This is a genomic window from Burkholderia sp. AU33803 (genome assembly GCF_002223095.1).
In the GTDB taxonomy this organism is placed as follows: domain Bacteria; phylum Pseudomonadota; class Gammaproteobacteria; order Burkholderiales; family Burkholderiaceae; genus Burkholderia.
The window spans coordinates 1,790,271-1,806,298 of the sequence record NZ_NKFJ01000006.1 but is presented as its reverse complement, the minus strand read 5'-3'; the positions used below and the strand labels follow the sequence as shown (position 1 = coordinate 1,806,298).

Below are 16,028 nucleotides of genomic sequence, written 5' to 3'. Positions count from 1 at the left end.
CTTTACGCACAACAACGATGCCGATACGGCACGATGCTGTTCAATTCCAATGACGAGTTCGTGGGGCGCAGCCTGTCGTTGTACGGCGAGTGGTCCGAGCCCGAGCCGTTCCTCTTCGCGCAAGTGGTCCGCGAAGGCGACACGGTCGTCGAGGCAGGTGCGAATATCGGCTCGCACACGGTGATGCTGTCCCGGGCGGTCGGGGAGCGCGGCACCGTGTATGCGCTCGAGCCGCAGCGTCATACGTTCCAGTTGCTCTGCGCGAATCTCGCGCTGAACCAGCGCTTGAACGTCCGCGCGCTGCAGTGCGCGGTCGGCGATGCGGAAGGCACGGTGTCGTTCCCGGTCTTCGATCCGCGTTCGCCGAACAACTTCGGCGCGTCGTCGCTGCTCGGCGCGAATCTCGACACCGAACCGGTACCGCTGCGCACACTCGACTCGCTCGACTTGCCGCGGGTCGATTTCCTGAAGGCCGACGTCGAAGGCTTCGAGCCGAACCTGATCCGCGGCGCGCGCGACACACTCCGCCGGCATCGTCCGATCGTCTATCTGGAATACTTGAATCACTACACGGGTGACGGCTCGAAGGCGTTTCTCGAGAGCTTCGCGACGCTCGACTACCGCGTCTGGTATTTCATCACGCCCGTGTTCAATCGCCTCAACTTCCTCGGCAATCCGGAGAACGTGTTCGACGGCATCTGGTCGTTCGACCTCGTGTGCATTCCACGCGAACGCGGCGAAATGCATGGGCTCGTCGAAGTGACGCCCGACAACGAAGGCGTGTGCGTCGATCCGGATACGTGGCGGCGCGTGCGGTTCGCGCCGGCATGAAGCGCAGCGCGGGGATCCGGGCGTTGCGCCGCAGGCTCCCCATGTCGACCGCCGGATGCGTATCGAAGGCCGCACCGGCGTGCGCGTAATGACTTTCCTGCCGCTGCGAATGCCCGGGTCAGACAGTCGATGAACTGATCCCCTTTCCGGTTCGCAAGAATCCAGCAACAACCCGGCAACAACCCGGCAACAACCCGACGGCAAGCCATCCGGGTTTTCCCGGCCCTTCCGCATGCCCGCGCCGTCCAGCCGGGCTTTCGCGAACCTCCCGTTCCCCGCCGCCTCTCGTCCCAACAGACGATGTAACACCACCCCCGACCGGCCAGAATCCTTTCACGAACAACGGATTCTGAACGAGGAGGAGGCCGACATGATCGATGTCCGTGCGCTTGGCTATGTCGTCGTCGAGGCGACTCGCGTCGATGCGTGGCGCCGCTACGCCGAAGACGTGCTGGGCATGCAGGCGCTCGACGCGCCCGACGGCGCGTTGTACCTGAAGATGGACGAACGCGATTTCCGCTACGTGATCGTCCCCGGCCAGGCCGACCGCTATTTCGCGTCGGGCTGGGAACTGCCCGACGGCGCCGCGTTCGACGCCGCGCTGGCGGCCCTGCAGCGCGCGGGCGTCGAGCCGGTGCGCGCCACCCGCGACGAAGCCGCGCTGCGCCGCGTGCAGGCGATGGCGTGGTGCACCGACCCGTCCGGCAACCGCCACGAGCTGTACTGGGGCGCGCGCTGCGACTTCCGCCGCTTCGTGTCGCCGCTGGGTGTCCCGCACTTCGTCACCGGCGACATGGGGCTCGGCCACGCGGTGCTGCCCGCGCCGCAGTTCGACGCGACCGACGCGTTCGTGCGCGGCGTGCTCGGCTTCGAGCTGTCCGACATCTTTCGCGTGAAGTTCACGCCCGATCCGGCGGAACCGGAGAAGCGCATCCACTTCATGCACTGCCGCAACGCGCGCCATCACAGCCTCGCGCTGTTCGAGATGGCCGTGCCGTCGGGCTGCGTGCACGTGATGGCGGAAGTCGACTCGATGGACGAAGTCGGCCGCGCGCTCGATCGCGTGGCCGCGCACGACGTGAAGCTGTCCGCGACGCTCGGCCGTCACTGCAACGACCAGATGATCTCTTTCTACATGAAGACCCCCGGCGGCTTCGATCTCGAATACGGCTTCGGCGGCCTCACGGTCGACTGGTCGAAGCACGCGGTGTTCGAGGCCACGAAGGTGAGCCAGTGGGGCCACGATTTCAGCATCGGATACCGGTAAGCCAGCACGATGACGATGAAACCTCTCGACAAGACGATGTTCGCGCGCGACGTGGTCGCGCAACTCGCCGACGGCATGACGATCGGCATCGGCGGATGGGGGCCGCGGCGCAAGCCGATGGCACTGGTGCGCGAGATCGCGCGCTCGAACCTGAAGGACCTGACGATCGTCGCGTACGGCGGCGCCGATGTCGGCCTGCTGTGCGCGGCCGGGAAGGTGCGCAAAGTGGTGTTCGGCTTCGTGTCGCTCGATGTGATTCCGCTCGAACCGCATTTCCGCCGGGCCCGTGAGCACGGCCGCGTTGACGTGCTCGAACTCGACGAAGGGATGCTGCAGCTGGGCCTGCGCGCGGCTGCCGCACGCCTGCCGTTCCTGCCGACCCGCGCCGGGCTCGGCACCGCGCTGCTCGATCACGCGCCGCAACTGCGCACCGTGCAATCGCCGTATGACGACGGCGAGACGCTGCTCGCGATGCCCGCGATCGAACTCGACGTCGCGCTGCTGCACGTGAACGCGGCCGACCGGATGGGCAACACGCGCATCGACGGCCCCGATCCGTTCTTCGATGCGTGGATGGCGCGGGCCGCACGGCGCTGCTACGTGTCGGCGGAAACGGTCGACGCATCGCTCGCGAGCGAAGACCTCGATGCGGCCAAACGCAACCCGTTCGAGCGCTCGCTCGTCACCGGCGTCGTGCCTGCGCCGGGCGGCGCGCACCCGACGTCGTGCGGGCCGGCCTACGGCTGGGACCTGCCGCACCTGCGTGCGTACTGCGCGAGTGCGGAAGACGACGCGAAAACGACGGCGTACCTGCGCGACGTGGTCGGCCAGGACGAACGCCAGTACCTCGAAGGCGTCGGCGGCCTGTCGCACGTGACGACGCTGCCGTTGCCGATTCTGTAAAGGAGCGCCTGTGAGCGAATCTCTCGACCATTCCCTCGCGGAACTGATGATCGTCGCGTCCGCGCGACTCTGGCGCGACGACGGCGAAGTGCTGGCGACCGGCATCGGCACGGGCCCGCGGCTCGCGGCCGGCCTCGCACGGCTCGCATACAACAACGGGCTGATGCTGACCGACGGCGAAGCGTATCTCGTCGAGGAGCCGGTGCCGCTTGGGCCCCGTCCGGACGGCTATCGCGTGAAGGCGAGCGGCTGGATGACCTACGAGCGCGTGTTCGACTGCCTGTGGCACGGCCGCCGCCACGCACTCGTGATGCCGACGCAGATCGATCGCTTCGGCCAGGCCAACATCTCGTGGCTCGGCGACGACTACGCGCGCCCCAAAACCCAGCTGCTCGGCGCGCGCGGCTTCCCCGGCAACACGACGAACCATGCGAACTCGTTCTTCGTCAGCGGCCACGGCAAGCGCACGTTCGTCGAGAGCGAAGTCGACATGGTGTGCACGGTCGGCTACAACCCGGCGCGCCGGCTGCCCGGGATGAAGACCTTCGTCGACCTGCGCAGCATCGTCACCGATCTGTGCGTGATGGATTTCGGCGGGCCGGACCATGCGATCCGCGTGCGTTCGCTGCATCAGGGCGTGAGCTTCGACGAGGTGCAGGACGCGACGGGCTTCCCGCTGCTCGCCGCACCGGATCTCGGCACGACGGCCCCGCCGACTGCGGAAGACCTGCGCATCGTCCGCGCGCTCGATCCGCACAACCTGCGCGCGGCGATCGTGCGCAACAATCCGGCGCCGCGCCGGGGATGAGGCACGACATGGAAGCGACCCAGGTGACCTTCGGCGACGGTGTCGTCGACTACGCGGTCGAGGATGGCATCGCGACGATCACGATGAACCGCCCCGAGTATCACAACGCGCAGAACTCGAAGATGACGTATGCGCTCGACGCGGCGTTCCGGCGCGCGGCGCACGACGACGCGGTGAAGGCGATCGTGCTCGCGGGCGCCGGCAAGCATTTCTCGGCGGGCCACGACATCGGCACGCCGGGCCGCGACATCCACGAGTCGTTCGATCGCGCGTCGCTGTGGTACGACCACGTCGACAAGGAGGGCGGCGAATTCCTCTATGCCCGCGAGCAGGAGGTGTACCTCGGGATGTGCCGGCGCTGGCGCGACCTGCCGAAGCCGACGCTCGCGATGGTGCAGGGCGCGTGCATCGCGGGCGGGCTGATGCTCGCGTGGGTGTGCGACCTGATCGTCGCGTCCGAGGATGCATTTTTCGCGGATCCGGTCGTGCGGATGGGGATTCCGGGCGTCGAGTATTTCGCGCATGCGTACGAGCTGAACCCGCGCATCGCGAAGGAATTCCTGTTCCTCGGCGAGCGGATGCCGGCCGAGCGCGCGTACCAGATGGGGATGGTCAACCGCGTGGTGCCGCGCGAGCGGCTGCGCGACGCGACCTACGCGATCGCCGCGAAGATCGCGACGATGCCGCGCCTCGGGCTCACGCTGACCAAGCAGGCGCTGAACCACGTCGAGGAGCTGCAGGGCAAGCGCGCGGCGATGGACGCGGCGTTCGCGTGGCATCACTTCGCGCATGCGCACAACGAGCTGGTGAGCGGCGACCGTCTCGGCGGCTACGACGCACGCAGCATGGCCAGCTCGCAGCGCCAGCCGAACGGCGCGGACCGCGGCGATACACAGGCTCAGACACAGGCACCGGTTGCAGTCAACGGAGCCGCCGCATGAGCACGACGCTGCATACGCCTTTGTGCAACCTGCTCGGCTGCCGCTATCCGATCGTGCAGACCGCGATGGGCTGGGTGGCCGATGCACGGCTCGTCGCGGCCACCGGCAACGCGGGCGGCTTCGGCTTCCTCGCTGGAGCGACGCTCGAACCCGACCAGGTCGAGGCCGAGATCCTGAAAGTGAAGTCGCTGACGGACCAGCCGTTCGGCATCAATTTCCACATGTTCCAGAAGAACGCGCAGCAGGTCGTCGAACTGGCGATCAAGCACCGGCTGCGCGCGGTGAGCTACGGCCGCGGGCCCGATGCGAAGACGATCCGCCGCTTCAAGGAGGCCGGCATCGTCTGCATGCCGACCGTCGGCGCGCCGAAGCATGCGGCGAAGGCGGTCGAACTCGGTGCGGACATCGTCACCGTGCAGGGCGCGGAAGGCGGCGGCCACACGGGCGCGGTGCCGACCACGCTGCTGCTGCCGAAGGTGCTCGACGCGGTGCGCGTGCCGGTGGTCGCGGCCGGCGGGTTCTTCGACGGGCGCGGGCTGGCGGCCGCGCTCGCGTATGGCGCGGCCGGCATCGCGATGGGCACGCGCTTCCTGATGAGCGCCGAATCGCCGGTGCCGCGCGAGACGCTCGAAAGCTACGTCGCGGTGGGCGACCCGGCGCGCATCCGCGTATCGGACGCGCTCGACGGGCTGCCGCAACGGATGATCGACAACCCGTACCTGCTGAAGCTCGAACGCTTCGGGCCGCTGCGCCGCACGTGGTTCGCGTTGAAGACGGCGGAGGCCTGGCGGCGCCAGAACGGCCTGAGCACCGGCGACATGCTCGGCCTCGCGCTCAAGGCGTTGCGCTCGCACGACTACACGGCCAGCCAGACGCTGATGGCGGCGAACGCGCCGTTCCTGATCCAGCGCGCGATCGTCGAGGGCCGCCCGGATGAAGGCGTGCTGCCGAGCGGCCAGGCGGCCGCGATGATCGGCGCGATCGAATCGTGCGACGTGTTGATCGCACGGATCGTCGCGGAAGCGGGCGAGCGGCTCGACGCACTGGCCGCGCTGCGCGGCGCGCCGGCCGCACAGGCCGCGTGAAAACATAACAGGGAGGTTTTGGAGATGACAACATCCAACCAACCGGCCGGCGCAACGCCGTTCCGGATCGATCGCGCCGACGGCATCGCCGAACTGGTGATCGCCCATCCGCCCGTGAACGCGCTCGACGCGCAGGGCTGGCATGCGCTCTCACGCGCACTCGACACGCTCGGCGAGGACGACGACGTGCGCGTGATCGTCGTGCGCGGCGAAGGGCGCGGCTTCTGCGCGGGCGTCGACATCAAGGAACTGGCCGCGCATCCCGAGCGGATCGTCGCGGTCAACGCGGGCAACTACGAGACGTTCCGTGCGGTGCACCGCAACCCGAAGCCGGTGATCGCGGCCGTGCACGGCTTCGTGCTCGGCGGCGGGATCGGCATCTGCGGCGCGGCGGACATCGTCGTCGCGGCCGACTGCGCGCGTTTCGGCGTGCCCGAGATCGACCGCGGCGCGATGGGCGGCGGCGCGCACCTGCAGCGGCTGTTCGGCGTGCAGAAGGTGCGCGCGATGTACTTCACCGGCGACATGATCGACGCGGCCGAAGCGTACCGGCTCGGCGCGGTCGAGCAGGTCGTGACGCGCGACACGCTGCGCGACGCGGCGCTGGCGATCGCTCGCAAGATCGCGGAGAAGAGCCCGGCGATGGTGCGGCTCGCGAAGGAGGCGCTGAACGGCGTCGAGGACGGCGATCTCGAGGACAAGTACCGCTGGGAGCAGGGCTTTACGCTGCAGGCGTACATGACGAACGACTCGACGGAAGCGCGGGCCGCGTTCGTCGAGAAGCGCGATGCGCGTTTCGATGCGCAGGCAACCGCCGGGGAGGCACGCGCATGAACCTGACCTATACGCCGCAACAACAGGCGTTTCGCGCGGAGATCCGCGCATGGCTCGCGGCGCACGTGCCGCATGAGCGCTTGCCGAGCTTCGACACCGAGGCAGGCTTCGCCGCGCACCGCGAATGGGAGCGCACGCTGCACTCCGGCCGCTGGAGCATGGTCACGTGGCCGCGCGAGCTGGGCGGGCGCGGCTGCGACCTGATCGAGTGGCTGATCTTCGAGGAAGAGTACTGGCGTGCCGACGCGCCGATGCGCGTGAACCAGAACGGCATCTTCCTGCTCGGCCCGACGCTGATGGATTTCGGCACGGCGGAGCAAAAGGCGCGCTTCCTGCCCGCGATGGCGGCCGGCGAGCACGTGTGGGCGCAGGGCTGGTCGGAGCCGAACGCGGGTTCCGACATGGCCGCGATCCGCACGACGGCCGCCCGCATCGGCGACGAATACGTGCTGAACGGCCAGAAGATCTGGTCGACGCGCGCGGTGTGGGCCGACTGGTTGTTTGGCCTGTTCCGCAGCGATCCCGAATCGTCGCGTCACCACGGGCTCACGTTCCTGATGGTGCCGCTGTCCGCGCCGGGCATCACGGTGCGGCCGATCCGGCAACTGAACGGGCAGACCGGCTTCGCGGAAATCTTCTTCGACGACGTGCGCGTGCCGATCGAGAACCGGCTGGCAGCGGAAGGCGCGGGCTGGCAGGTCGCGATGGCGACGGCCGGGTTCGAGCGCGGGCTGATGCTGCGTTCGCCTGCACGCTTCCAGCGCACCGCGCAGGCGCTGCGCGACCTGTATCTCGCGCACCGTGACAGTGCCGATCGCGATCCGACGCTGCGCGAACGCGTGGTGCAGGCATGGATGGATGCGCAGGCCTATGCGCTGTCGACCTACGCGACCGCGAGCCGGCTGCTGAAGGGCGGTCATATCGGCGCGGAGTCGAGTACCAACAAGGTGTTCTGGTCGGAACTCGATCTGCGCATGCACCAGACCGCGCTCGACATCCTCGGCGCGCACGGCGAGGTCGTCCCGCAGACGGCCGCGCAGCACGCGACGCTTGGCCACTGGCTCGACGGCTTCCTGTTCGCGCAGGCCGGCACGATCTACGCGGGCACCAACGAGATCCAGCGCAACATCGTCGCCGAACGGATGCTCGGCATGCCGCGCGCGTAAGCGCGTCGGCGCCACTCTTACAGAACGGACATCGTATGGATTTCGTATTCGATGAAGACCAGGAAGCGCTCGCGGACAGCGTGAAGCGCCTGCTGATGACCGAGATGACGCCCGAGCTGATCCGCGAGCTGTGGGCCACGCCGACCGGGCGCTCGGACGACCTGTGGGCGCTGTTCGCGTCGCAGGGGCTGACCGCCGTGTCGGTGCCCGAGGCGCACGGCGGCCTCGGCCTGACCGAAGCGGAATGGGCGCTCCTCGCGCAGGCCTACGGCTATTTCGGCAGCCCCGAGCCGCTGCTCGACACGGCGCTCGTGTCGGCCGGCGTGCTGGCGCGGCTGCCGGCAAGCGACTGGCGTGACGCGCTGCTGCGCGACATCGCCGGAGGGCGCGCGCGCGTCGCGCTCGTGCATCCGGTGAACCCGTATGCGGCCGACGTGCATGTCGCGCAGACGCTGCTGTGTGAGCACCGCGGCGAGCTGCACCGCGTCGACCCCGCGCAGTGCGCGTGGCGTGCGGTCGACAGCGTCGACCCGTCGCGGCGGCTGTTCACGCTCGACTGGGAGCCGTCGGCGGCCACCCGCATCGCGAGCGCCGACGAAGCCGCGCCGCTGCTGAACCGCGCGCTCGACCACGGCGCGTTCGCGGTGGCCGCGCAACTGCTCGGCCTCACGCAGCGCGTGCTCGACGTCGCGATCGACTACAGCGCGCAGCGCAAGCAGTTCGGCAAGGCGATCGGCTCGTACCAGGCGCTCAAGCACCTGCTCGCCGATGTCGCGATCCGCTACGAGTTCGCACGGCCGGTGGTCGCGCGCGCCGCGCAGGCGATCGCCGACGATCACCCGCAGCGCGCGGTGTTCGTGTCGCACGCGAAGCTCGCGGCGACGTCGGCCGCGCAGCTCGCCGCCCGCCACTCGATGCAGGTGCACGGCGCGATCGGCTACACGTGGGAGCTCGACCTGCAGATCTTCATGAAACGCATCTGGGCGCTGTCCGGCAGCTGGGGCGACAGCGCGCTCCACAAGGCCCGCGTGGCCGACGCGATCCTCGGCGACGCGTTGCCGATCGGCCCCGCGCAGACCTTCGACTTCAAGGAAACGAACTGATGAAACAAGCCTATATCGTCGACGCGCTGCGCACGCCGACCGGCCGTCGCAAGGGCGGGCTCGCGCACGTGCATGCGGCGGACCTCGGCGGCTTCGTGCTGAAGACGCTGGTCGAGCGCAACGCGATTCCCGCCGATGAATACGACGACGTGGTGTTCGGCTGCGTCGACACGATCGGCCCGCTCGCGGGCAACATCGCGCGCACCTGCTGGCTCGCGGCCGGGCTGCCGCTACAGGTGCCGGGCGTGACGGTCGATCGCCAGTGCGGCTCGTCGCAGCAGGCCGTGCATTTTGCCGCGCAGGCCGTGATGAGCGGCGTGCAGGACGTGGTGGTGGCCGGCGGCGTGCAGACGATGACGCAGATCCCGATCTCGTCCGCGATGACCTGCGCGGCGCCGCTCGGCTTCAACGATCCGTTCTCGGGCAGCACCGGCTGGCGCGCGCGCTTCGGCGACGCGCCGGTGTCGCAGTTCGTCGCCGCGCAGCGGATCGCCGATCACTGGAACCTGTCGCGCGACGCAATGGAGCGCTATGCGCTCGAAAGCCACCGCCGCGCGGTGGCGGCGATCGAGGCTGGGCATTTCAAGCGGGAAATCGTGCCGCTCGAAGGCGTGCTGCATGACGAAACGCCACGCCCCGACACGTCGCTGGAGAAGATGGCGACGCTCGAACCGCTGACGCCGGGCGGCTCGCTGACGGCCGCCGTTGCGAGCCAGACCTGCGACGCGGCCGCCGCGCTGCTGATCGTGTCGGAGGAGGCGTTGAAGCGCTACGGTCTCACGCCGCGCGCACGCATCCATCACCTGAGCGTGCTCGGCGACGATCCGCTGTGGATGCTTACCGCGCCGATTCCCGCGACGAAGGCGGCGCTGAAGAAGAGCGGCCTCGACTGGTCTCGGATCGACGTCGTCGAGATGAACGAGGCATTCGCATCGGTCGCGCAGGCCTGGCTTGCCGACACGCGGTTCCCGCACGAAAAGACCAACCCGAACGGCGGCGGCATTGCGCTCGGCCATCCGCTCGGCGCGACCGGCGCACGGCTGATGACGACGCTGCTGCACGAACTGGAGCGCACGGGCGGCCGTTACGGGCTGCAGACGATGTGCGAAGGCGGCGGCCTCGCGAACGTCACGATCATCGAGCGCCTGTGAGCGCGCCCCCTTCACGATCCACGAGGCACCAGCATGGGAATCTGTAACGGACGCACCGTCATCATCACCGGCGCGGGCGGCGGGCTCGGGCGCGCATACGCGCTGGCGTTCGCGGCCGAAGGCGCGGCGGTCGTCGTCAACGACATCCGGCACGATGCCGCGCAAGCGGTCGTCGACGAGATCGCACAGCGCGGCGGTCGCGCGCTTGCCAATGCGGACGACATCACGCGGGTCGACACCGCGCAGCGGATCGTCGACGCGGCACGCGAAGCATTCGGCGACGTGCACGTGCTCGTCAACAACGCGGGCATCTGCCGCGACAAGATGTTCACGAGCATGACCGAAACCGACTGGGACGACGTGATGCGCGTGCACCTGCGCGGCCACTTTTGCCTGTCGAGCGTGCTGGCGCGCGTGTGGCGCGACGCGGCGAAGGCCGGCAACCCGGTCGACGCGCGGATCGTCAACACGAGTTCGGGCGCCGGGCTGCAAGGCTCGATCGGCCAGTCGAACTACGGCGCGGCAAAGGCTGGCATCGCCGCGCTCACGCTGATGCAGGCAGCCGAGCTACAGCGTTACGGCGTGCGCGTGAATGCGCTGGCGCCGGCCGCGCGCACGTCGATGACCGAAGGCGTGTTCGCCGACATGATGAAGAAGCCCGAGGACGGCGGCTTCGACTATTTCGATCCGGCCAACGTCGCGCCGCTGGTCGTGTGGCTCGGCAGCGCGCTGTCGGCCGACGTGACGGGCCAGGTGTTCGAGGTCGCGGGCGGGATGATCGCGGTCGCGGAAGGCTGGCGCACCGGCCCGAGCGTCGATCGCGGCGCGCGCTGGGCGGCGGCCGAGGTCGGCCCGGCGGTGGCACAGCTGCTCGCCGCTGCGCGCCCCGCGCAGCGCGTGTACGGGAGCTGAGAAATGGATCTGGCGCTCACCGACGAACAGGCGATGATCCGCGACGCGGCGGCCGACGTGCTTGCCGAGCGCAGCGCGTCCGCCGACGTGCGCCGCTCGCTCGAGCAGTCGGCCGGCCGCGACGATGCGTTGTGGGCCGCGCTGTCCGGCGAACTCGGCTGGAATGCGCTCGCATTGCCCGAGGTAGCCGGCGGGCTGGGGCTGGGTGCAGTCGAGCAGACGGTACTGATGGAACAGCTCGGCCGGCGCATTGCGTGCGTGCCGTATTTTTCGACGGCGTGCCTCGCGGCGACCGCGCTCGCGGGCTGTGCCGAGACGCCGCTGGCGAAAGACTGGCTGGCAAGGGTCGGAGAAGGCGCGTGCAGCGCGACGCTGGCGCTGCCGTTCGATCTCCCGACCGTTGTGCGGTCGTTGCCGGTCGTCGCGGAAGAGACGGCGGGCGGCTACGCGCTGTCCGGCACGATCGAACAGGTGATCGACGGCGCGCGTGCCGACCTGCTGCTGGTGCCCGCGCGGATCGCGAACGAAGGGCAGTCGATCGGCCTGTTCGCAATCGACGTCGCAACGGCATCCGGGATCAAAGTCACGCCGCTCGACACGCTCGATGCAACACGGCCGATCGCGCGCGTGGTATTCGACGAAGCCCGCGTGAGCCGCGACGCGCTGCTGGCGTGCGGCACGGCGGCGGTGCAGGCGCTGGAGCGCACCTCTTGGTTCGCGGCACTCGCGCTGGCCGCCGAACAGCTCGGCGGCGCCCAGCAATGCCTCGACCTGACGCTCGACTACACGAGCCAGCGCGTGCAGTTCGGCCGTGCGATCGCATCGTTCCAGGCGGTCAAGCACCGCTGCGCACAGATGATGGTGCTGATCGAATCGGCGCGCTCGGCCGTGCTCGGGGCTGCACATGCGTGGGATGCCGAAACCGGTAACACGCAGCCGAGCGACGCATTGCGTGCCGACATCGCCGCCGCGAAATCCGCTGCGAACGACGCGTATGCGTTCTGCGCACAGGAAGCGATCCAGCTGCACGGCGGCGTCGGCTTTACGTGGGAATACGACCCGCATCTCTATTTCAAGCGCGCACAGGCGTCGGGGGCGCAGTTCGGCAGCACGCCGCAACTGCTCGAATGGATCGCGTCCCATGCGATCGACGGCGGCGCATCGCATCGCGACGCCGCATTCGCACCCGCCAGTGCGTTGGCATCGCGTCCATCGGCCGCACGCGCAGGAGCCCTGCAATGAACAGCGAAACGCGCGAACAGCAATTGCGGCACGAAGTGGCCGACTGGGTGCAGTCGCACCTGACCGGTGACTTCGCATGCCTGAAATACCGCGGTGGCCCCGGCGACGAGGAAGCGTGGCCCGAGCTGCGCAAGGCGTGGGAGCAGGAACTGGCGAAGGGCGGCTGGACCGGCCTCGGCTGGCCAACGGATGCCGGCGGGCGCGGCTTCTCGGTCGCCGAGCAGGTGATTTTCCACGAGGAATACGCACGCGCGGGCGGCCCCGGGCGGATGGGCCATATCGGCGAAGGGCTGCTCGGGCCGACGCTCGTTGCGTGCGGCACCGATGACCAGCGTGCGCGCTTCCTGCCCGGCATCCTCGCTGGCACACAGTTCTGGTGCCAGGGCTATTCGGAGCCTGGCGCGGGTTCCGACCTGGCCAACGTACGCACGCGCGCCGAACAGGATGCGGACGGCACGTGGCGCGTCTATGGCCAGAAAGTCTGGACGTCACTCGCACACGATTCCGACTGGATCTTCGTGCTGGCGCGCACCGATCCCGCGTCGAAGGGCAACAAGGGGTTGTCGTTCCTGCTGATGCCGCTCGACCAGCCGGGTATCGAGATCCGGCCGATCAAACAGCTCAACGGCGGTGCCGAATTCAACGAAGTATTTTTCGACGGCGCACGCGCTCAAGCCCGCGACCTCGTCGGCGCACCCGGCGACGGCTGGCGGATCGCGATGACGCTGCTCGGCTTCGAGCGCGGGATGTCGACGCTCGGCCAGCAGATGCAGTTCGTCCGCGAACTCGAATGGGTGATCGACGCCGCGCGCGAATCGGGCGCGGATCGCGATCCCGTGCTGCGCCAGCGGATCGGCCGCGCGTGGGCCGGGCTGCGCGTGATGCGCTACAACGCGCTGCGGATGCTGTCCGGCGCGGACGACACCGATGCCGGCGCCGGTACGCCGCTGCGTCGCGAGGCGCTGATCTACAAGTATTTCTGGTCGAACTGGCACCGCGACCTCGGCCAGCTCGCGATGGATGCCCTCGGCCCGCGCGCGAACGTGATCGACCCGGCCGACGAAAAGCTCACTCATCTGCAGCGCGTGTTCCTGTTCTCCCGCGCGGACACGATCTACGCCGGCACCAACGAAATCCAGCTCAACATCATGGCCGAGCGCGGGCTCGGCATGCCCAGGGAAGCGAGAGGAACAGCATGACCGAACCCACCATCCAGAAAGCGCCGGCCTACGTGCCGGGCCACCAGCTGCTCGCCGGCAAATCGGTGCTGATCACGGCCGCCGCCGGCGCCGGCATCGGCTTCGCGGCCGCGCGTCGCTGCGCGGAAGAAGGTTGTCGCGCGCTGTTCATCTCCGACATCCACGAAAAGCGCCTCGAACAGGCGGTCGAGACGCTGCGCGCCGAAACGGGGCTGCAACAGGTCTACGGCCGCCTGTGCAACGTCGCGGTGGAGGCCGACGTGCAGGCGCTGGTCGCGCAAGCGCAAGACAAGCTCGACGGCGTCGACGTGCTGATCAACAACGCCGGGCTCGGCGGGTCGACCCGCATCGTCGATATGGACGATGCCGAATGGTCGCGCGTGATCGACATTAGCCTGACCGGGACGTTCCGGATGACGCGCGCGATGCTGCCGCACATGCAGGCCCGAGGCCGCGGCGCGATCGTCAACAACGCATCGGTGCTCGGCTGGCGCGCGCAAGCGGAACAGGCGCACTACGCGGCGGCGAAGGCGGGCGTGATGGCGCTCACGCGCTGCGCGGCGCTCGAGGCGTCGCCGTACGGCGTGCGCATCAACGCGGTCGCGCCGAGCATCGCGATGCACGATTTTCTGAAGAAGTCGGCCCCGGCCGATTTGTTGAATCAACTGGCGTCGCGCGAAGCCTTCGGGCGCGCCGCGGAAGTCTGGGAGGTCGCGAACGTGATGGTGTTCCTTGCAAGCGATTACGCGTCGTACATGACTGGCGAAGTGCTGTCGGTCAGCGGCCAGCACGCATGATGAGCACGACCCTCGACCCCGTGCACGCGACGCCTCGCGTGTTCGCGCATCCCGGCGAACTCGCGGCGGCCGTCGGCGACACGCTCGGCGCGAGCGCATGGCTCGCGATCGACCAGTTCCGCATCGATGGTTTCGCCGATGCGACGGGCGACCACCAGTGGGTGCACGTCGACCCGGTGCGCGCGAAGGACGGCCCGTTCGGCGTGTGCATCGCGCACGGCTACCTGACCTTGTCGCTCGTCAATCACTTCCTGCCGCAGATCGTGCGGATCGACGGCGCGCGGCTCGGCGTCAACTACGGCTGCGACAGGATCCGTTTCCCGGCGCCGGTGAAGGTCGGCGCGCGCGTGCGCGGCGTCGGCGAGCTGCTGCGCGTCGAGCCGCTCGACGGCGGTGTGCAGGCCTGGATTCGTGTGACCGTCGAGATCGAAGGCGAAGCGAAGCCCGGCTGCGTGGCCGACACGATCAGCCGTTACTACTTCTAGAGAGCAGACACATGGAAGACGCAGTCATCGTTTCCGTCGCACGCACGCCGATCGGCAAGGCGTTTCGCGGCATGTTCAACGACACCGAGGCGCCGGTGCTGGGCGGCCACGTCGTGCGCACCGCACTCGAACGCGCGGGCGTCGCGCCGGCCGACGTCGACGACGTGCTGATCGGTTGCGCCGCGCAGCAGGGCACGCAGGGCTACAACATCGGCCGCCTGTCGGCCGCGGCGGCGGGGCTGCCGGCGTCGGTGCCCGGCATGGCGATCGACCGCATGTGCTCGTCGGGCCTGATGTCGATCGCGAGCGCCGCGCGCAGCATCGGCGCGGGCGATGCGCGGATCGTCGTCGCGGGCGGCGTCGAGTCGATCTCGCTCACGCAGAACAAGCACAAGAACGCGTATCGCGCGCGCTCGCAGGCCGTGCTCGACCACCAGCCGGCCGCGTACATGGCGATGATGGAGACGGCCGAGATCGTGTCGCGCCGCTACGGGATCTCGCGTGCCGCACAGGATGAATTCGCGCTGCAGAGCCACCTGCGCACGGCTGAAGCCCAGGCGGCCGGCCGCTTCGACGCGGAAATCGCGCCGCTCGACGTGCGGCGCGCGCTGTTCGACAAGGAAGGCAACCCGGCCGGCTTCGAGGATGTAGGCGCCGCGCGCGACGAAGGCGTGCGTGCCGACACGACGGCCGAGCGGCTCGCGGGGCTGAAGCCGTCGTGGAGCGGCGGCAAGGTCGTCGAGCAGGGCGAGTTCGTGACGGCCGGCAATGCGTCGCAACTGTCGGACGGCGCGGCCGCCGTGGTCGTGATGTCGCGCAGCGAGGCGGTGCGCCGTGGCCTGACGCCGCTCGGCGCGTTTCGCGGCCTCGCGGTGGCCGGCTGCGAGCCCGACGAGATGGGCATCGGCCCGGTGTTCGCGATTCCGAAGCTGCTGGCGCGCTTCGGGATGACCGTCGGCGACATCGGGCTGTGGGAGCTGAACGAGGCATTCGCGTGCCAGGCGCTGTACTGCCGCGACACGCTCGGCATTCCCGACGACCGGCTGAACGTCGATGGCGGCGCGATCGCGCTCGGCCATCCGTTCGGGATGTCGGGTACGCGGATGACGATGCACGCGCTGCTCGAAGGCGCGCGGCGCGGCGTGCGGCACGCGGTCGTGACGATGTGCATCGGCGGCGGGATGGGTGCCGCCGCGCTGTTCGAAGTCGGCGCGTAGCGGCGCGCGGACGGGCCGCGCGGTACGAGCGGCCCGCCATTCAGGACCATTCGAGGCCACGGCAACGACCGACGGCCCGGAGACATG

At 69.1% G+C, this 16,028-nt stretch carries 16 protein-coding genes; all 16 read left to right on the top strand.

The window, feature by feature from the left end:
- Positions 1-33 precede the first annotated feature (33 nt).
- The 16 genes from CFB41_RS25365 (at position 34) to CFB41_RS25290 (ending at position 15,941) form a co-directional block, all read left to right on the top strand.
- The gene (locus tag CFB41_RS25365; protein ID WP_256941179.1) at positions 34-831 is read left to right on the top strand and encodes an FkbM family methyltransferase; all 798 of its coding nucleotides are present in this window, start codon (positions 34-36) and stop codon (positions 829-831) included.
- Between the two features lie 370 nt (positions 832-1,201).
- On the top strand, positions 1,202-2,098 hold the full coding sequence (locus CFB41_RS25360; RefSeq protein WP_089458336.1) for a VOC family protein: 897 nt from the start codon (positions 1,202-1,204) through the stop codon (positions 2,096-2,098).
- A 9-nt stretch (positions 2,099-2,107) separates the two neighbouring features.
- A complete protein-coding gene (locus tag CFB41_RS25355; RefSeq protein WP_089458335.1) occupies positions 2,108-3,001 on the top strand; it encodes a CoA transferase subunit A in 894 nt (297 codons plus the stop codon).
- Positions 3,002-3,011: 10 nt separating this feature from the next.
- Positions 3,012-3,809, top strand: coding sequence for a CoA-transferase subunit beta (locus CFB41_RS25350; protein WP_089458334.1), 798 nt, complete (start codon positions 3,012-3,014; stop codon positions 3,807-3,809).
- Between the two features lie 8 nt (positions 3,810-3,817).
- The gene (locus CFB41_RS25345) at positions 3,818-4,750 is read left to right on the top strand and encodes an enoyl-CoA hydratase (RefSeq protein WP_089458333.1); all 933 of its coding nucleotides are present in this window, start codon (positions 3,818-3,820) and stop codon (positions 4,748-4,750) included.
- Positions 4,747-5,835 (top strand): nitronate monooxygenase family protein, encoded by a 1,089-nt coding sequence (locus CFB41_RS25340; protein ID WP_089458332.1) that lies wholly within the window; start codon positions 4,747-4,749, stop codon positions 5,833-5,835. Before CFB41_RS25345 ends, CFB41_RS25340 begins: the two co-directional genes overlap by 4 nt.
- Positions 5,836-5,859: 24 nt before the next feature.
- Positions 5,860-6,669, top strand: a complete 810-nt coding sequence (locus CFB41_RS25335; protein WP_089458331.1) for an enoyl-CoA hydratase family protein — start codon at positions 5,860-5,862, stop codon at positions 6,667-6,669.
- Positions 6,666-7,835 (top strand): acyl-CoA dehydrogenase family protein, encoded by a 1,170-nt coding sequence (locus tag CFB41_RS25330; RefSeq protein WP_089458330.1) that lies wholly within the window; start codon positions 6,666-6,668, stop codon positions 7,833-7,835. Before CFB41_RS25335 ends, CFB41_RS25330 begins: the two co-directional genes overlap by 4 nt.
- A gap of 35 nt (positions 7,836-7,870) precedes the next feature.
- Entirely contained in the window at positions 7,871-8,938 is a 1,068-nt protein-coding gene (locus tag CFB41_RS25325) for an acyl-CoA dehydrogenase family protein (RefSeq protein ID WP_089458329.1), read from the top strand.
- Positions 8,938-10,089, top strand: a complete 1,152-nt coding sequence (locus tag CFB41_RS25320; protein ID WP_089458328.1) for an acetyl-CoA C-acetyltransferase — start codon at positions 8,938-8,940, stop codon at positions 10,087-10,089. Before CFB41_RS25325 ends, CFB41_RS25320 begins: the two co-directional genes overlap by 1 nt.
- Positions 10,090-10,122: 33 nt before the next feature.
- A complete protein-coding gene (locus tag CFB41_RS25315; protein ID WP_089458327.1) occupies positions 10,123-11,001 on the top strand; it encodes an SDR family oxidoreductase in 879 nt (292 codons plus the stop codon).
- A 3-nt stretch (positions 11,002-11,004) separates the two neighbouring features.
- Complete coding sequence (locus CFB41_RS25310; protein ID WP_089458326.1) at positions 11,005-12,243, top strand: acyl-CoA dehydrogenase family protein; 1,239 nt, start codon at positions 11,005-11,007, stop codon at positions 12,241-12,243.
- Positions 12,240-13,442 (top strand): acyl-CoA dehydrogenase family protein, encoded by a 1,203-nt coding sequence (locus CFB41_RS25305; protein ID WP_089458325.1) that lies wholly within the window; start codon positions 12,240-12,242, stop codon positions 13,440-13,442. The genes CFB41_RS25310 and CFB41_RS25305 overlap by 4 nt, the downstream gene beginning before the upstream one ends.
- Positions 13,439-14,239, top strand: coding sequence for an SDR family oxidoreductase (locus tag CFB41_RS25300; protein ID WP_089458324.1), 801 nt, complete (start codon positions 13,439-13,441; stop codon positions 14,237-14,239). Before CFB41_RS25305 ends, CFB41_RS25300 begins: the two co-directional genes overlap by 4 nt.
- A complete protein-coding gene (locus CFB41_RS25295) occupies positions 14,239-14,724 on the top strand; it encodes a MaoC family dehydratase (protein WP_089458986.1) in 486 nt (161 codons plus the stop codon). Before CFB41_RS25300 ends, CFB41_RS25295 begins: the two co-directional genes overlap by 1 nt.
- An 11-nt stretch (positions 14,725-14,735) precedes the next feature.
- On the top strand, positions 14,736-15,941 hold the full coding sequence (locus CFB41_RS25290; protein WP_089458323.1) for an acetyl-CoA C-acyltransferase: 1,206 nt from the start codon (positions 14,736-14,738) through the stop codon (positions 15,939-15,941).
- Positions 15,942-16,028 lie beyond the last annotated feature (87 nt).

What these genes read in the sequence shown, in the direction of transcription:
- CFB41_RS25320 (WP_089458328.1), top strand. Translation starts at nt 8,938, where the DNA reads ATGAAACAAGCCTATATCGTCGACGCGCTGCGCACGCCGACCGGCCGT.
- CFB41_RS25300 (WP_089458324.1), top strand. Translation starts at nt 13,439, where the DNA reads ATGACCGAACCCACCATCCAGAAAGCGCCGGCCTACGTGCCGGGCCAC.
- CFB41_RS25340 (WP_089458332.1), top strand. Translation starts at nt 4,747, where the DNA reads ATGAGCACGACGCTGCATACGCCTTTGTGCAACCTGCTCGGCTGCCGC.
- CFB41_RS25305 (WP_089458325.1), top strand. Translation starts at nt 12,240, where the DNA reads ATGAACAGCGAAACGCGCGAACAGCAATTGCGGCACGAAGTGGCCGAC.
- CFB41_RS25325 (WP_089458329.1), top strand. Translation starts at nt 7,871, where the DNA reads ATGGATTTCGTATTCGATGAAGACCAGGAAGCGCTCGCGGACAGCGTG.
- CFB41_RS25330 (WP_089458330.1), top strand. Translation starts at nt 6,666, where the DNA reads ATGAACCTGACCTATACGCCGCAACAACAGGCGTTTCGCGCGGAGATC.
- CFB41_RS25295 (WP_089458986.1), top strand. Translation starts at nt 14,239, where the DNA reads ATGAGCACGACCCTCGACCCCGTGCACGCGACGCCTCGCGTGTTCGCG.
- CFB41_RS25310 (WP_089458326.1), top strand. Translation starts at nt 11,005, where the DNA reads ATGGATCTGGCGCTCACCGACGAACAGGCGATGATCCGCGACGCGGCG.
- CFB41_RS25365 (WP_256941179.1), top strand. Translation starts at nt 34, where the DNA reads ATGCTGTTCAATTCCAATGACGAGTTCGTGGGGCGCAGCCTGTCGTTG.
- CFB41_RS25335 (WP_089458331.1), top strand. Translation starts at nt 5,860, where the DNA reads ATGACAACATCCAACCAACCGGCCGGCGCAACGCCGTTCCGGATCGAT.
- CFB41_RS25315 (WP_089458327.1), top strand. Translation starts at nt 10,123, where the DNA reads ATGGGAATCTGTAACGGACGCACCGTCATCATCACCGGCGCGGGCGGC.
- CFB41_RS25290 (WP_089458323.1), top strand. Translation starts at nt 14,736, where the DNA reads ATGGAAGACGCAGTCATCGTTTCCGTCGCACGCACGCCGATCGGCAAG.
- CFB41_RS25345 (WP_089458333.1), top strand. Translation starts at nt 3,818, where the DNA reads ATGGAAGCGACCCAGGTGACCTTCGGCGACGGTGTCGTCGACTACGCG.
- CFB41_RS25355 (WP_089458335.1), top strand. Translation starts at nt 2,108, where the DNA reads ATGACGATGAAACCTCTCGACAAGACGATGTTCGCGCGCGACGTGGTC.
- CFB41_RS25360 (WP_089458336.1), top strand. Translation starts at nt 1,202, where the DNA reads ATGATCGATGTCCGTGCGCTTGGCTATGTCGTCGTCGAGGCGACTCGC.